The sequence below is a fragment of the Paraburkholderia sp. GW821-FHT02A12 genome, assembly GCF_059422005.1.
Genome location: NZ_JBWKWA010000002.1, coordinates 2,324,081 through 2,340,002 on the forward strand (window position 1 = coordinate 2,324,081; position 15,922 = coordinate 2,340,002).

A 15,922-nucleotide genomic window follows, 5' to 3' on the forward strand; every position below is an offset into this window, starting at 1 on the left:
CGGCAACGATCCCACGCGTGTCATCAGCGGTTTCGACCGCGACCGACCGCAGGCAAGAAGACCGCCATTTTCATCAACCACCCGAAGGAGAAACCATGAAGACCCTCCAGTTTCTGAAGGCTGCAGGCAGCATCGCTTGTGTCGCATTCGCACTGAACGCCACGGCGCAAACCAGCGCGCCGGCCCCGTCGGCCAGCTCCGAAACCATCGGCCAGCACATCGACGACGGCACCATCACCACCAAGGCAAAGGCCGATCTACTGGCCGCCAGCAACGTCAAGTCGACCCATATCCACGTGAAGACCCGCAAGGGCGTCGTATGGCTCACGGGCTCGGTCCCAACGGCAGACGACAAATCCGCGGCCGAAGAAGTGGTTCAGAACGTCAAGGGCGTGACGAGCGTAAAGAACCACCTGAAGATCGCTGCCGAGTAAGCCTCACGTCAGGCCACAGTTGCCGGCTTCGGCCCGTGCTTGAGGGAACAGAAAGAAAGCCGTCCGGATGCCGGACGGCTTCTCCTTTGCAGCTGGCATGCGGCTGTTCCACAACCGGCGCCCGTCAGAGCACCAGCCGCTTACCGCCGACTAATATCGGCCAATGCCGGCTAATGCTTGAGCGCAGCGTACTGATCGCGCAAATCGCGCACGCGGTCATGGTTTTGCAGCACGCCCTGATACTGGCGCTCGACGATGCTGCGCACGTCCAGCGGTAAATCCTTTTCGAGCGCGTCGTGATAGCGTTTCTTTGCCACGTCCTCGCCTTTTTCGCATTCGGCCAGTATTTCGTGGTCGCTGCGATTCGCTACCGCCGACTTCACGTCGACCCAGCCGCGATGCAAAGCACCGCTCATACTGCCGCGCGTTTCAGGCTTGCCGCCCAAGTCTTGAACCGCATCCTGCAGTTCACGTGCGCCGCGCGCGCAGTCTTCGGCCCGCGACAGAAACAGCGTTTTCAGTTGCGCGTCATGCGCGTCTTCGGCGGCCTTGAGAAAGCCCTTCTCGCCGTCCTTCGACGTTTCGACCAGATCGTTCAGCACGGAAACAACGTTCGTAGCCATTCAATACCTCCAGGGGTTTCGTCAATCGTGAAATCCGCCGCCGCACCTTCCATGTAGCAGCAGAAATCATCTATCCGCATGCGGCGTGCCCGGAACACGTCGCCCCGAACGCAAAGCGGCCCGACAAATGCCGGGCCGTCCTGTCGTCCACCTCGCGGCAGGATCGCGCTCATGACGCACCCTTCGTGGCGGCGGCGAACTGCTGCCCGGCGCGCCTCTTGCGTGCTGTTACAGGATGATCAGCAAGGCCTGTGCCTTCCGGCGTAGCCGTTGCTGCGATCCCCGCACAGGCGGAAGCTGTAACCCGGGCGCCGTCGCGGGCCGGTCCGGACGGCTTCGGCGTCCGGCCTCGCCCGCGGCGATGAACGCTGTAGCAACGCAGAGCACAAGGCAAACCGACTTCATAGGAGGCAAAGCCATGGCCACCAGAAAAACCGCCCGCAAATCGAAACGCCCGGTTGTGCGCGGCAAGTCGGGACGCCCGCCACGCCAGCGGCATGCGCAAGCACAAGCGGCGCATCGCGCGAAAGCCGCCAGCAGCGGCGCTGCGAAGCACGGGCAGAAATGGTCGCGTCACGTGATGGAAACCAGTGACGCGATGGATATCGAGCGCGATATCTTCAAGACCGGCAGCGCGCAGTCGATCGCCGAGTCGCTCAAACGCTCGTCGACGCAGAGCCGCCGCCGCAAGGGCACGCCGTTCCAGTCCGCGATGTCGATGCTCAACTTCTATATCAACCGCGCGGGCAGGAATCTGCCGAAGGCGCGTCGCGATACGCTGGAACAGGCCAAGCGCAAGTTGCGCGAAGCATTCGGACGCACGCCCTGAGGCGCCGCAGCGAAAGGCGACCTGAAGGACGCACCGGTGACGATCTACAAGGTCGAACACGGCGCATTCAAGCCGGTCGATACGATCGCCGGCAGCTGACGCAGCGTGACTCCGTCAAGGCGGCGCGAACGGGGCGGCACTCGTCTCATCCTCGATAGAGGTTGCCCCGTTCGTTCGGACAGCTGTTTTACATTTTATTGCGGGACATCGAGACGCGCCTTGATCGAGTCAGTCGAGCAGCGCTACGATTTCCTCGTACAACGGCCGGGCAATCCGCACGCCGTTCGCGATGCTGCGCGCCCGCGCGTCGAAACGCCGTTGGGACGGCAGCCGCGCGCCCTGCGCGACGATCGCATCAAGCATGCGCTCGCCGCGCGCGAGCCCGGCATCGAGATCGTCGCCGAGGAACACCCTCGGATCGAACGCTATAACCAGTTCGCCATGACACGGCGTCGCGCCGACGCCCTCGTCGAATGCCATCGACTCCTGGCTCGTCATGTCGCCGATCAGCGCACCCCCGAGCAATTCGACCATCGCCGCCAGCGCCGAGCCCTTGTGGCCGCCGAAGGTGCGCATCGCGCCCTGCAATGCGGCCTTCGGGTCGGTAGTCGGCTGACCGTTGCTGTCGATCGCCCAGTGCGGCGGGATCGGCTTGTCCTGCTTCGCGTGCAGCTCGATGTCGCCGCGCGCGATCGCGCTCGTCGCGAAATCGAACACGAACGGCAGGCCGCCCGGCCGGGGCCACGCGAAGGCGATCGGATTGGTGCCGAACACCGACTTCGAGCCGCCCTCGGGCGCGACCCAGCTGTGGCTCGGATTCATCGCGATGCCGGCGAGCCCTTCGGCAGCGATCGCCTCGACCTCCGGCCACAGCGCCGAGAAGTGGTAGCAGTTGTTGATCACCATCGCGGCGATGCCGTGCTTTTTCGTCATCGCGACGAGCACCGGCAGGCCGGTCTCGAAGCTCAGCAGCGAAAAACCGCGATGCGCGTCGACCGCGACGATGCTCGACGACAGCTGGCGCAGCGTCGGCGGCGCCTGCGGATCGACCTTGCCCTTGCGCAGCGAGCGCACGCAGACAAGCAGCCGGTAGACGCCATGCGAGTGGCATTCGTCGCGCTGGCCCTGCGTGATAACGTTTGCGATTGCGTTCGCGTGCGCGTCGGACATGCCGTGATGGGTCAGCACGCGCAGCGCGAGCGCGTGCACGTCGTCGAGCGACAGGACGACTTCTGCCTGATCAGACATCGCGCGCCTCCCGCAGCGCGACGACGCCGTCGATCCGCTGCGCAATGTTGAGCGGATTGCCGTCGCGGATCGCTTCCGGCAGCAGCCCGGCGGGCACGTCCTGATACGACACCGGCCGCAGGAAGCGTTCGATCGCACGCGCGCCGACCGACGTCGTGCGTGTGTCGGAGGTCGCCGGGAACGGGCCGCCATGCACCATCGCATGACCGACCTCGACGCCCGTGCCGAAACCGTTGACGAGGATGCGCCCCGCCTTGCGTTCGAGCGTAGGCAGCAGCGTGCGGAACAGCGGCGCGTCGTCCGTGCCGAGGTGCACGGCAATCGTCAGCTGGCCTTCGAGCGACTTGAGGACGCGGTGCAGCGTATCGATATCCCGGCAACGGACGATCAGCGACGCCGGGCCGAATACCTCCTCGCGCAGCTCGGGGCGCGCGACGAACGCGTCCGCCGACGTCGCGAACAGCGCGGCGCGAGCCTGATAGCGTTCGCCCGCGACGCCTTCGGCGAGCGCGTCGAACGCGTCGTGCGCGCGCAGCCGCGCGACGCCGTCGCAATAGGCCGCGTGGATGTGCGGGGTGAGCATCGTGGCCGGCGCGGCGGCCTCGACGGCTGCGGCCGCCACCTGCTCGAACGCGCGCAGCGCGGGGCCGTCCACGCCGAGCACGAGGCCCGGATTGGTGCAGAACTGGCCGGCGCCGAGCGTCAGCGACGCGACGAACTGCTGTGCGATGGCCTCGTGGCGTGCGGCGAGCGCGTCAGGCAGCAGCAGCACCGGGTTGATCGAGCTCATCTCCGCGTACACCGGGATCGGCTCGTGGCGCGCCGCCGCGATATGCATCAGCGCGACGCCGCCGCGGCGCGAGCCGGTGAAGCCGACCGCCTTGATGCGCGGATCGGCGACGAGCGCCTGGCCGATCTCGCGCGACGCGTCGAACAGCAGCGAGAACACGCCGGCAGGCAGTCCGCATTCGCGCACCGCCTGCTGGATCGCGCGGCCGACAAGCTCCGACGTGCCCGGATGCGCGGAGTGCGCCTTGACGATCACCGGGCAGCCGGCGGCGAGCGCCGCTGCGGTGTCGCCGCCCGCAACCGAGAACGCGAGCGGGAAGTTCGACGCGCCGAACACTGCGACCGGCCCGATCGCGACGTTGCGCAGACGCAGGTCGACGCGCGGCGCCGGCTTGCGTTCCGGGCGGGCCGGATCGATCCGCGCGTCGAGAAAACCGCCGTCGCGCACGACCGACGCGAACAGCCCGAGCTGGCCGACCGTGCGGCCGCGCTCGCCCTCGATCCGCGTGCGCGGCAGGCCCGACTCGGCGACGCAGCGCTCGATCAGTTCGTCGCCGAGCGCGAGGATGTTGCGGCCGATCTCTTCGAGAAACGCCGCGCGGACTTCGAGGCTCGTCTCGCGATACGTGTCGAACGCCTCGTCGGCGAGCGCGCAGGCGGTCTCCAGGTCGTGCAGGCTCGCGCCGCCGAACGCGAGCGCGAGCGGCTCGCCGGTGGCGGCCTCGATGGCACGGAGTTCGCCGTTCTGCCCGAACACGGCAGATTGGCCGATCAGAAGCTGGCCTGAAAGTCGCATGGGTTCTCCTCGAAAAAGGTGCAGGCCGGACGTTGCCGGCCCGGCCGATGGGAAAGTGGATAGGGATGGATGCCGTGAGCGGTCAGCTCTCGTCGTCGTCGAGCTGCAGCTTCGCCGCAGGCACGCCGGTGTGCGCGCCCCAGTAGTAGATGGCGAGCGCGATGACTGCGACCACGACAGTGTCGTAGGGATGCGCGAGCGCGCCGGTGCCGCCGAAGCCGCCGAAATACGACGCGACGATCATCAGCGCGTAGAACCCGATCAGCCACAGCGACGACCGCACCTGTTCACGCAGGCTCAGGTGCGCGGTCGGCACCCAGCGGCGGCACGCGAGATAGAGGACGAACATCACGATCTGCAGGCCGAGCAGCCACGACACCGTGTGCCAGCCGGACCAGTAGACGATCAGCGCGGCGATCACGAACGACGCCGGGCCGGTGATCGCGAACGCGCTCGCACGGAACGGCCGCGGCAGTTCTGGGGCGGTGCGGCGCAGCGCGGCGACCGACACCGGCGCGACTGCGTAGCTGAGCACGAGCGCGGCCGACACGATGTTGATGAGCGCCTCCCATGACGGGAACGGCAGCGTCCAGAACACGGCGAGGCCGAAGGTCAGCCACAGGCCCGCGCGTGGAATGCCGGATGCCTCGTCGACGCGGGTGAACACCTTGAAGAACGTGCCGGTTTTCGCCCAGCCGTAGACGACGCGCGGCGTCGCGTTCATGTAGATGTTGCCGCAGCCGCTCGGCGAGACCATCGCGTCGGCGACGACCAGGAACGCAAGCCAGCCGATGCCGAGCGCGAGCGCGATGTCGCGGTAAGGCAGCGAGAACGCCTTGCTGACATCATGCCAGCCGCTGGCGAGCATCGCGGCCGGGATGCTGCCGATGAACGCGATCTGCAGCAGCACGTAGATCAGCGTCGACAGCAGGATCGACAGGATCAGCGCGATCGGGATCGTGCGCTGCGGATTGCGCACCTCGCTCGCGACCGACACGATCGGCGTGAGCCCCAGGTACGCGAAGATGATGCCCCCCGCCGACACCGCCATCTCGACGCCGGGCAGGCCGAACGGCGCGAAGCCGTGCGCGGTCAGATTGGCGGGCTTGAAGAACGTGAACAGTACGCCGATCACCGACAGCGGCACGACGAACTTGAAGACGCTGATGATGTTGTTCGCCTTCGCGAATGTCTTCACGCTCGAATAGTTCAGGTAGAAGAACAAACAGAGCAGGACCGCCTGCACCAGCCAGCCGAGCGTCGTCGGGTTGCTCGACCCCTCGACGGTCAGGCCCGGAAACCAGGCGGCTGCGTACTGGCGCGCCGCGACGACTTCGATCGCGATCAGGCTCGAAAAGGCGATCAGCGTGATGAAGCCCATCAGATAGCCGAGCAGCGGGCCGTGCGAGAAGACCGGATAGCGGACCACGCCGCCCGCGCGCGGCAGCGCGGCGCCGAGCTCGCAGTAGACGATGCCGAGCAGCAGCACGGCGAAGCCGCCGAGCAGCCAGGAGAAGATGCCGGCCGGGCCTGCGATCGTCGACACGTGGCTCGCGGCGAACAGCCACCCCGAGCCGAAAATGGCGCCGAGACCGATGAACGTGAGATCGGCCAGCGAAAGCTGCTTCTTGAACTTGCCGTGGCCCGCGTCGGCGGACCCGGAGCGCGATAGCGGCATGGATTGATGGATGTTGCCTTGGCCAGGCATGGGCGTGTCTCCTATTGGAATGTCGGTGCAGGCGGATTGGCGCCGCGCCCCGTGCGGGCGGCGGCGCGCCTGCCGGTCGGCGGTGCCCGGTTCGATCGGCCGGGGCGGGCCATGCCGAGCCGGATGCGGCGGCGGGGCTGGGGGGCGCCGGTGCGCCGGCGGTGTCCCGCCGCCGGAGGGGCGTCGATCAGAGACCGACGTCCGGCAACGTCGGACGCGTCTCGAGCGCCTTCGCGACAATCGCCTTGACTTCCGCGAGCGTGTCGCCTTGCAGCGCGAGGCGCGGCGGGCGCGTCACGGCGCTGCCGCGGCCGACCAGTTCCTCGCACAGCTTGATGCACTGCACGAGATCCGGGCGCGCGTCGAGGTGCAGCAGCGGCATGAACCAGCGGTACAGCGCCAGCGCCTCGTCGAAGCGCTTTTGCTTCGCGAGGCGGAACAGCGTCTCGCCTTCCTTCGGGAACGCGTTCGACATGCCCGACACCCAGCCTTGTGCGCCGACCGCGATGCTTTCTACGACGACGTCGTCAAGGCCGGCAAACAGCACGAAGCGGTCGCCGACCGCGTTGCGCAGGTCGATGAAGCGGCGCGTATCGCCCGACGAATCCTTGAAGCAGACGATGTTCTCGCAATCCTGCAGCGCGATCAGCACGTCCGGCGTTACGTCGTTCTTGTAGATCGGCGGGTTGTTGTAGACCATCACTGGCAGATCGGTGCTGGTCGCCACGGCGCGGAAGTGCGCGGCGGTCTCATGCGGCTTCGCCGAGTAGACGAGCGCCGGCATGACCATCACGCCGTCGACGCCGACGCGTGCGGCTTGCCGCACAGTGTTGCGGGCGAATTCGGTGGTGAATTCGGCGATGCCGGCGATCACCGGCACCTTGCCGCCGGCTGCGTCACGCGCCGCCTCGATCACCGAAAGCTTCTCGGCCGTGCTGAGCGACGTATTCTCACCGACCGTGCCGCAGACGACGAGACCAGACACGCCATCGTTCACCAGGTTCTTCACTACGCGGTGCGTGGCGTCGAGGTCAAGGGAAAAGTCGGGCTTGAACTGGGTGCTGACCGCGGGAAAGACCCCGCTCCACTGAATGGCGTTACGGCTCACTGAAAATCTCCTACGTTCGTATCGGTCGGCCGACAGGTGTCGGTGTGGTGACGAGTATCGCCGCCGAAACGCCCGCGAGGCTTGAGGCTTTTCCCAGCCTGCAATGATGAAATCGGCACAATCGGGGCGCGACGCCCGGGACGCCCGCGGACCTCGCTTCGCGCAGTTGGGCCAACGCAATCTGTGGTTTGGTTGCGAAGGCCTGATCGTCAGGAATGCCCACACGATGGGCCGCGACGTCGCGACGTCATCCGCTACGTCTACGACGACGCAGCTGGCGCAGCGGCGTCGATCTAGCGTTGCACCGGATGACGTACCTGTTCGAGTTGAGCGCGGCGCACTTCACCCTGGCGCGCCAGCATCCAACCCGGATATTCCGCCGGCAGCGAGCTGACCTGATCGAGCTTCGCGAGATCGTCGGCGGTGAGCGAGACTTGCGTGGCCGCGATGTTGTCGTCGAGTTGCTCGATCTTCTTCGCGCCGACGATCACGGTGGTCACCGCGCGCTGATGCAGCAGCCACGCCAGCGCGATCTGCGCGACCGAAACGCGCTTCGTTTCGGCAATGCCGCGCATCACGTCGATACAGTCATATGCGCGCTCGCGGTCTACCGGCGGAAAATCGAACGTCGTGCGGCGGCTGCCTGCCTCGCCCTGCTGCTCGCGGCCATATTTGCCGCTCAGCAAGCCGCCCGCGAGCGGACTCCAGACCATTAGCCCAAGTCCTTCGCTATGCAGCATTGGCACGAGTTCACGTTCGAGGTCGCGGCCCGCCAGCGTGTAATACGCCTGTAGCGTTTCGAACCGCGCAAGGCCGAGGCGCTCGGCAATGCCCAATGCCTTGACGATCTGCCACGCGGCCCAGTTCGACACGCCGACATAGCGCACGTGACCATGCCGAACCAGCGTGTCGAGCGCGCGCACGGTCTCCTCGATCGGCGTGGCCGGATCGAAGCCGTGGATCTGATACAGATCGACGTGATCGAGTTGCAGGCGCTTCAGGCTCGCCTTGATACCGTCGATGATGTGATAACGCGATGCCCCGCGCGCATTCGGAAATTCCGCCGTGGGGCCGAACACCTTGGTCGCCACCACCACTTTGTCGCGCGGCACCTTGAGATTCTTCAGCGCCTGGCCGGTGATCTGTTCGGACAGGCCTTCCGCATAGACGTCGGCGGTGTCGATGAAATTGATGCCTGCGTCGAGCGCGCGGCCGACCAGCCGCTCCGCGTCCGCCTGCTGCAGATCGCCGATTTGCCGCCACATGCCCTCGCCGCCGCCGAACGTCATCGTGCCTAGACATAGTTCTGAAACAAACACACCGGTACGGCCTAACTGGTTGTATCGCATTGCCGAAACTCCATCGTGGATGGGGGAGCCGTACAGAGTACTGCAGTTGGCAACGTCCGGCACGGTACCCTACGAGTTATCTCAAGAGCGGCAGTACGACCGGCTGCATCAGCGGCCCTCGGCAAAACCCGCAAAAACCTGCCAGACTGGCTGCTGAACCTCGCAACGGGCCGGCCCTTGCCGCCCTCTGGATATGGCACGTCGCGCCCCCTATTACGCAAGCATGACTCAGGCCTCGACTTCCGCCCCCGCTTTCGGCGCGCTTCCTCGAACGACTGAAGGCACAACTGAAGACGCACCCGAAGACGCAATCAGGATCTCGTCCACTGCCGGCGCGCTGGATGGTTTCCATCCGGCGGTCGCCGGCTGGTTCCGCAAGACCTTTCCGGCTCCCACCGACGCGCAGGCCGCCGCCTGGCCGCAGATCCGCCGCGGCCGCTCGACGCTGGTCGCCGCGCCGACCGGTTCGGGCAAGACCCTCACCGCCTTCCTGTCCGCGCTCGACGACCTCGTGCACCAAGGCCTCGCCAACGGCGGCGCACTACCCGACGAAACGCTGGTGGTCTACGTCTCGCCGCTGAAGGCGCTCTCCAACGACATCCGCCTCAATCTGCAAATGCCGTTGCAAGGCATCGCCGAAGAGCTGGCGCAGCGCGGCTTGCCGCCGCTCGAGATCCGCACGGCCGTGCGCACCGGCGACACCACGCAGCAGGAGCGCAACGCGTTGAGGAAACGCGCGCCGCATATCCTCGTGACCACGCCGGAATCGCTCTACGTGCTGCTCGGCTCGGATTCCGGCCGCCGCATGCTGTCGACCGTGCGCACCGTGATCGTCGACGAAATTCATGCGCTCGCGGGCAGCAAGCGCGGCAGCCATCTGGCGCTCAGCCTCGAGCGGCTCGACGCGCTCTGTCAACGGCGTCTGCCGCGCATCGGCCTGTCGGCGACGCAAAAGCCGGTCAGCGCGGTGGCGCGCTTTCTGGTGGGCGGCGCAAGCATCGACAGCGAGGTTCCGGCGGAGTGCGCGATCGTCGACGTGGGTCATATACGCGAACGCGATCTCGCGCTGGAAATTCCGCCCGTGCCGCTCGAAGCGGTGCTGCCCAACGAAGTGTGGGAGCGCGTCTACGACCGCCTCGCCGAACTGATCGCCCTGCACCGCACCACGCTGATTTTCGTCAACACGCGCCGCATGGCGGAGCGCGCCGCACGCCATCTGACCGAGCGTCTCGGCAAGGAGGCGGTCGCCGCGCATCACGGCAGTCTCGCCAAGGAGCATCGTTTCGACGCCGAACAGCGCCTGAAGCGCGGCGAGTTGCGCGTGCTGATCGCCACTGCTTCGCTGGAACTGGGCATCGATATCGGCGATGTCGATCTGGTTTGCCAGATGGGTTCGCCGCGTGCCATCGCGCCGTTCCTGCAACGCGTCGGACGCTCGGGCCACCATGTCGGCGGCATGCCGAAGGGCCGGCTCTTTCCGACCTCGCGCGACGATCTGATTGAATGCGCGGCGCTGCTCGATTGCGTGCGGCGCGGCGAACTCGACGTGCTGCGAATTCCGCGCGCGCCGCTCGACGTGCTGGCGCAACAGATCGTCGCCGAAGTCTCGAGCGCCGAATGGAACGAAGACGCGTTGTTCGACCTGATGCGCCGCGCGGCGCCATATGCCGGGCTCGAACGCGAGCAATACGACGCCGTGCTGCGCATGCTCGTCGAAGGTTATACGAGCCGTAACGGTCCGCGCGGCGCTTACATCCATCGCGACGTGGTGAGCGGCACCTTGCGCGGCCGGCGCGGCGGCAAGCTGGTCGCCGTGACGTCCGGCGGCACGATCCCCGAGAACGCCGACTACGCGGTGGTGCTCGAACCGCAGGCGGTCAATATCGGCACCGTCAACGAAGATTTCGCGGTCGAGAGCCTCGCCGGCGACGTGTTCCAGCTCGGCAATGCGTCGTACCGGATTCTGCGGATCGAGAGCGGCCGTGTGCGGGTCGAGGACGCGCAGGGACAGCCGCCGAACATTCCGTTCTGGCTTGGCGAAGCGCCAGGGCGCAGCGACGAGCTGTCGTTCGCGGTGGCGCGCCTGCGCGAACAGATTGGCCGCTTGCTTGACGGAAAAGACGCCGATACCGAGGCGGTGGTGCCGGTGAGCGAGCCGCGTTCGCCGCGGCGCAAACCGGCACGCGCGGCGTCACCCATGGCGGCAAATTCGAGCGCCGCTGATGACACGGCGGCACTGGCTGTCGCCGAAGCACCGGCGCCTGAAACCCGGTCGCAGACGCCGTGTCTGCAACGCGCGATCGGCTGGCTCGCCGACACTATCGGTCTCGACGAAGCCGCCGCGCGGCAGATCGTCGACTATCTCGCACGGGCGCGCGCCGCGCTGAGCGTATTGCCGACGCAAAACACGCTGGTGATGGAACGTTTCTTCGACGAATCCGGCGGCACGCAGCTGGTGATCCATGCGCCGTTCGGCAGCCGCGTGAATCGCGCCTGGGGCCTCGCGTTGCGCAAGCGTTTTTGCCGCACCTTCAACTTCGAACTGCAAGCCGCCGCGACTGAAGACGCGATCGTGCTGTCGCTGACCGGCAGCCATTCGTTCGTACTTGATGAAGTGTGGCGTTATCTGCATTCGAACAGCGCCGAGCATCTGCTGATTCAGGCGCTGCTCGATGCACCGCTATTCGGGGTGCGCTGGCGCTGGAACGCGACTGTCGCGCTCGGGCTGCCGCGTTACACCGGCGGGCGCAAGACCGCGCCGCAATTGCAGCGCATGCGCAGCGATGATCTGCTGGCGAGCGTATTTCCCGAGCAGGCCGCGTGTCTGGAGAATGTCGTCGGCGAACGCGAACTGCCGCGCCATCCTTTAGTGGACCAAACCGTCGACGACTGCCTGCACGACGCGATGGACAGCGAGCGCTGGCTGGCGCTGCTGCGCCGTATCGAACAGGGCGAGGTGCGGCTGATTGCGCGCGATTTACCGGCGCCCTCGCCGCTCGCCGCCGAAATCCTCACCGCGAAACCGTACGCCTATCTCGACGACGCGCCGATCGAAGAACGCCGCACGCAAGCCGTGCTGAATCGCCGCTGGACCGATCCCTCTTCCGCCGACGACCTCGGTGCGCTCGACGCCGACGCGATCGACAGCGTACGCGACGAAGCGTGGCCGCGGGCGCGCGACGCCGACGAGATGCATGAAGCGCTGACCGGCCTTGCGTGCATCACCGAAGCCGAAGTGCGCGCCAACGAAGGCTGGCAAGCATGGCTGAGCGCGCTCGCCGAATCCGGCCGTGCGACGCGCATGCAGATCGCAGCCGACGACGCGCTGTGGCTGTCCGCCGAACGCCTCACCTGTTTGCAGGCGCTCTATCCCGCCGCGCCGTGCGAACCGCAATTGCAAGCGCCGAAGGGCTACACCGACGCCTGGAACGCCGGCGACGCGCTGCTCGACGTACTGCGCGCGCGGCTGACGAGCTTCGGCCCGCTGCCGGTGCAGGCGATTGCGCTGGCGTTGCGGTTGCCTGCTGCATCGATTGAACAGACACTCACGCACCTCGAAGCCGAGGGCTACGTGATGCGCGGCCGCTTTACGCCGGGCGCGACGGAAGAACAATGGTGCGAACGTCATTTGCTGGCGCGGATCCACCGCTACACCGTCAAGCGTTTGCGGCGCGAGATCGAACCGGTGGAGCGGCACGACTTCATGCGTTTTCTGTTCGAGTGGCAGCATCTGACACCGGATACGCGCAGTGAGGGACGCGATGCGCTTGCGGCGGTGCTCGATCAGCTGGAAGGTTTCCAAGCCGCGGCCGGCGCGTGGGAAGAAGACATTCTGCCTGCGCGTGTGAAAGCCTATTCGAATACTTCGCTCGACGAATTGTGTCGTGCCGGCAAGATTGTCTGGACGCGTCTGACCGAGCGCGCGCGCGGCGTCAGCGGGCCCGTGCGCAGCACGCCGATCGTGCTGCTGCCGCGGCGTCAGGTGGGCGTGTGGAGCGCGTTGATCGATCAGTCGAAACAGCCGGAGTTGTCCGCGCGTGCGCAGGACGTGTACGACGCGCTGCGGCAGCACGGGGCGATGTTCTTCGACGAATTGCTGACCGATGTGCACGTGTTGCGTCTGGAACTGGAAAATGCGCTGGGCGAGCTGGTTGCCGCCGGCCTCGTGAATTCCGATAGTTTCGCGGGATTGCGTGCGTTGTTGAAACCAGCCGCCAAACGTAGCGCGTTTCCGGGCAGCCGGCGCGGCAGGTCGAACGCGCTGATCGGCGGGATGGACGATGCCGGGCGATGGGCGTTGGTCGGCCGTCGCGCGAGTGCCGCTGCGGGAGCGGAGGATTTGCCGGGGCGGCGTCAGCAGCTTGCGCCGGAGGTGCTCGAGCATGTCGCGATGACGTTGTTGCGGCGCTATGGCGTGGTGTTCTGGCGTTTGCTCGAACGCGAGGCGGAGTGGCTGCCCCCATGGCGGGATTTGTTGCGGGTGTTTCAGCGGCTCGAAGCGCGCGGGGTCATTCGCGGCGGGCGGTTCGTGAATGGTCTTGCCGGAGAGCAGTTTGCTTTGCCGGAGGCGATTCCTTTATTGCGGGAAGTCCGCCGACATGCGAACGATGGTGCTTTTGTCTGTGTCTCGGGGACGGATCCTTTGAACCTTGCGGGGACGCTTCTGGTCGGGGACCGGGTGCCCGCGGTCGCGGGAAATCGGATTTTGTATCGTGACGGGATTGTTGTTGCGACGCTCGTCGCCGGGGTTTTCTGGTTTCAACCGTCGGTCGAGGCGATCTCCGCTGAGCGGGAGCGGGCTCGGGGGTGGCTGGTGCGACGATTCTGAGCACTTCTGAGCACAAACCGCGCCAGCCCAACCAAATACCCAACCCCTAAAACCGCGGCCAACCCTACCGTTAATGTTTACGAGCCCGAATTCCAGCCGCTTCGCTACAATGGGACAAGTCTTACGTCTGATGAAGACAGTTTGCCGTCAGCCCGCAATCGCTGCAGGGCCGCCACAGGCACACTCCGCCCGGGGATCTCATGAACGACGACCAACACGACCAGGTGCTTTATGCGCAGTTCGGCACGAGCAGTCCTTGCTGGCGTTTGTCGAGCGACAGCAACGCGCTGGAACTCACCCCCGTCACCGGCGACGTGCCCGCCAATGTCGCCATTCCGCTGAATCCTCAACAGGCATCGCAAATCCGTTGCCTCACCGGCGTCACCTCGCATCTCATCCTCGACGTGCGCCTGTTCGGCGAACCGCTGCGCCTGCACCTCGTCGGTAAAAAACTCACCAGCAACACCTGGGCCGGCACGGCGTCGGCCTACGACGACACCGAATCCGTCGCCCGCGATCTGGTCCACGGTCTTTCGTTCGCCGAACAGGTTGTCTCCGAAGTCAACTCCGTCGTCGTTATCGTCGACAGGCATGGCCGGATACAGCGCTTCAACCGGCTCGCGGAAGAACTCACCGGCGTAAAAGAGGAAGACATCATCGGCCGCAACGTGTGGGCGCTGTTCATGTCCTCCGAAGCCGGTGCGGCGTCGAGCCAGAATATCGCGGGCTTCTTCAATCGCGGCGTCGCGTATGAAGTCGAACGGCGCATCAAAACCGTGCTCGGCGAGCGGCTCTTCCTGTTTCGCAACAAGTTCGTGCATAGCGGCAGCGGCGTCGAGGAACAATTCCTGATCTGCTCCGGCACCGACATCACTGAAGAAAGGAACGCGCAGGAACGGCTCACCGAACTGGCGAACACCGATTCGCTCACCGGCCTCGCCAATCGCAACGCGATTCAGGACAAGATTCGCGCCGCCATCGAAGAAGCGGGCGAAGGCGAATCGGTCGGCGTGCTGTTCCTCGATCTCGACAACTTCAAGAAGGTCAACGATCACTATGGCCACGTATTCGGCGACCGGCTGATCTGCGACGTGTCGGCGGCCATCAGTACCTGCCTGACCGAAGGCGACACGCTCGCGCGTCTGGGCGGCGACGAGTTCATCGTGCTCGCCGCCAAAGGCACCGCCCACGAACTCGAAGCCACCGCGCAGCGCATTCTCGAACGTCTGCGCACGCCGTTCAGCCTCGGACTGGTGGAGGTCTACACCGGTTGCTCGATCGGCATCGCGCTCTATCCGGAGCACGGCGACAGCCTCGAATCGGTGATCCGTTCGGCGGACACGGCGATGTACGTCGCCAAAGACGAAGGCAAGCGCACCTACCGCGTGTTCTCGCCGGAAATGAACCGCAAGGTCGCCGAGTACATGTGGCTCGACACCAACCTGCGGCGCGGCCTCGAAGAAGGTCAGCTGACGCTGCACTATCAGCCGAAGCTGTCGCTCGCCACCGGCGCCGTGCAAGGCGTCGAGGCGCTGGTGCGCTGGAATTCGCCGGAGCGCGGGCAGATCATGCCGGCCGAATTCATCCGTTATGCAGAAGAATCCGGGCTGATCGGCGTGCTCGGCCGCTGGGTCATGGAAACGGCCGCGAAGCAAGCTGCCAAATGGAAGGCGGCCGGCTACAACCTGCGCGTCGCGATCAACGTGTCGGCGCGGCAACTGGTCGATACCGCCGTGGTCCGGCATTTCACCGAAGCGCTGCAACGCGCCGGTCTCGACCCGTGCCTGATCGACCTCGAACTCACCGAAAGCTGCCTGATCGAGGACGAAGCGGCTGCGATCGATCTGATCAAGCAATTCCGTCAGCTCGGCGCGCAAGTCCATCTAGACGACTTCGGCACCGGTTATTCGTCGCTGTCGCAGCTGGGCCGCATTCCGCTCGACGTCGTCAAGCTCGATCGCAGCTTCGTGCGCTCGATCAATGCGGACACCAAAGCGCAAGCACTGGTGCGCTCGATGGTGGCAGTCGCTCAGGAGCTGAATTTCAAGGTGGTCGCCGAAGGCATCGAAACCGAATCGGAAGAGATGTTCATGAAGGGGCTGGGCGTCGACTACGTGCAAGGCTTCCTGTACGGTCAGGCGATGCCGGCCGCGGAATTCGAACGCTGGCTGCAGGATAGACAGAAGCTCAGACTGATTGCCTGAGCTTCC

The 15,922-nt window shown here is 65.8% G+C and carries 11 protein-coding genes; 4 read left to right on the forward strand and 7 right to left on the reverse strand.

Annotation, left to right across the window (positions count from 1 at the left end):
- Positions 1-95 precede the first annotated feature (95 nt).
- A complete protein-coding gene (locus tag AC07WT_RS31840) occupies positions 96-434 on the forward strand; it encodes a BON domain-containing protein (protein WP_492593277.1) in 339 nt (112 codons plus the stop codon).
- Between the two features lie 170 nt (positions 435-604).
- On the opposite strand, the gene AC07WT_RS31845 is transcribed toward AC07WT_RS31840, so the two are convergent.
- Positions 605-1,057: a PA2169 family four-helix-bundle protein gene (locus AC07WT_RS31845; protein WP_494950038.1), complete on the reverse strand. Its 453-nt coding sequence runs from the start codon at positions 1,055-1,057 to the stop codon at positions 605-607.
- The gene (locus AC07WT_RS31850; protein WP_494950039.1) at positions 1,030-1,230 is read right to left on the reverse strand and encodes a hypothetical protein; all 201 of its coding nucleotides are present in this window, start codon (positions 1,228-1,230) and stop codon (positions 1,030-1,032) included. The genes AC07WT_RS31845 and AC07WT_RS31850 overlap by 28 nt, the downstream gene beginning before the upstream one ends.
- Positions 1,231-1,475: 245 nt before the next feature.
- Here AC07WT_RS31850 and AC07WT_RS31855 point away from each other — a divergent pair, with 245 nt between their 5' ends.
- Positions 1,476-1,886, forward strand: coding sequence for a DUF3175 domain-containing protein (locus tag AC07WT_RS31855; protein ID WP_494950040.1), 411 nt, complete (start codon positions 1,476-1,478; stop codon positions 1,884-1,886).
- 228 nt (positions 1,887-2,114) lie between these two features.
- On the opposite strand, the gene AC07WT_RS31860 is transcribed toward AC07WT_RS31855, so the two are convergent.
- From AC07WT_RS31860 to AC07WT_RS31880, 5 genes are all read right to left on the reverse strand, one after another.
- On the reverse strand, positions 2,115-3,134 hold the full coding sequence (locus tag AC07WT_RS31860) for an Ldh family oxidoreductase (RefSeq protein WP_494950041.1): 1,020 nt from the start codon (positions 3,132-3,134) through the stop codon (positions 2,115-2,117).
- A complete protein-coding gene (locus tag AC07WT_RS31865; protein WP_494950042.1) occupies positions 3,127-4,719 on the reverse strand; it encodes an aldehyde dehydrogenase (NADP(+)) in 1,593 nt (530 codons plus the stop codon). Before AC07WT_RS31865 ends, AC07WT_RS31860 begins: the two co-directional genes overlap by 8 nt.
- Before the next feature lie 82 nt (positions 4,720-4,801).
- Complete coding sequence (locus AC07WT_RS31870; RefSeq protein ID WP_494950043.1) at positions 4,802-6,427, reverse strand: APC family permease; 1,626 nt, start codon at positions 6,425-6,427, stop codon at positions 4,802-4,804.
- 187 nt (positions 6,428-6,614) lie between these two features.
- Positions 6,615-7,535 (reverse strand): dihydrodipicolinate synthase family protein, encoded by a 921-nt coding sequence (locus AC07WT_RS31875; protein WP_492593271.1) that lies wholly within the window; start codon positions 7,533-7,535, stop codon positions 6,615-6,617.
- 293 nt (positions 7,536-7,828) lie between these two features.
- Complete coding sequence (locus AC07WT_RS31880) at positions 7,829-8,884, reverse strand: aldo/keto reductase (RefSeq protein WP_494950044.1); 1,056 nt, start codon at positions 8,882-8,884, stop codon at positions 7,829-7,831.
- Positions 8,885-9,077: 193 nt separating this feature from the next.
- On the opposite strand from AC07WT_RS31880, the gene AC07WT_RS31885 reads away from it, so the two are divergent.
- Both AC07WT_RS31885 and pdeR read left to right on the forward strand, forming a co-directional pair.
- A complete protein-coding gene (locus AC07WT_RS31885; protein ID WP_494950045.1) occupies positions 9,078-13,712 on the forward strand; it encodes a DEAD/DEAH box helicase in 4,635 nt (1,544 codons plus the stop codon).
- Positions 13,713-13,912: 200 nt separating this feature from the next.
- Positions 13,913-15,916, forward strand: a complete 2,004-nt coding sequence (gene pdeR / locus AC07WT_RS31890; RefSeq protein ID WP_494950046.1) for a cyclic di-GMP phosphodiesterase — start codon at positions 13,913-13,915, stop codon at positions 15,914-15,916.
- Positions 15,917-15,922 lie beyond the last annotated feature (6 nt).

What these genes read in the sequence shown, in the direction of transcription:
- AC07WT_RS31850 (WP_494950039.1), bottom strand. Translation starts at nt 1,230, where the DNA reads ATGAGCGCGATCCTGCCGCGAGGTGGACGACAGGACGGCCCGGCATTT.
- pdeR (WP_494950046.1), top strand. Translation starts at nt 13,913, where the DNA reads ATGAACGACGACCAACACGACCAGGTGCTTTATGCGCAGTTCGGCACG.
- AC07WT_RS31845 (WP_494950038.1), bottom strand. Translation starts at nt 1,057, where the DNA reads ATGGCTACGAACGTTGTTTCCGTGCTGAACGATCTGGTCGAAACGTCG.
- AC07WT_RS31885 (WP_494950045.1), top strand. Translation starts at nt 9,078, where the DNA reads ATGGCACGTCGCGCCCCCTATTACGCAAGCATGACTCAGGCCTCGACT.
- AC07WT_RS31865 (WP_494950042.1), bottom strand. Translation starts at nt 4,719, where the DNA reads ATGCGACTTTCAGGCCAGCTTCTGATCGGCCAATCTGCCGTGTTCGGG.
- AC07WT_RS31855 (WP_494950040.1), top strand. Translation starts at nt 1,476, where the DNA reads ATGGCCACCAGAAAAACCGCCCGCAAATCGAAACGCCCGGTTGTGCGC.
- AC07WT_RS31860 (WP_494950041.1), bottom strand. Translation starts at nt 3,134, where the DNA reads ATGTCTGATCAGGCAGAAGTCGTCCTGTCGCTCGACGACGTGCACGCG.
- AC07WT_RS31880 (WP_494950044.1), bottom strand. Translation starts at nt 8,884, where the DNA reads ATGCGATACAACCAGTTAGGCCGTACCGGTGTGTTTGTTTCAGAACTA.
- AC07WT_RS31870 (WP_494950043.1), bottom strand. Translation starts at nt 6,427, where the DNA reads ATGCCTGGCCAAGGCAACATCCATCAATCCATGCCGCTATCGCGCTCC.
- AC07WT_RS31840 (WP_492593277.1), top strand. Translation starts at nt 96, where the DNA reads ATGAAGACCCTCCAGTTTCTGAAGGCTGCAGGCAGCATCGCTTGTGTC.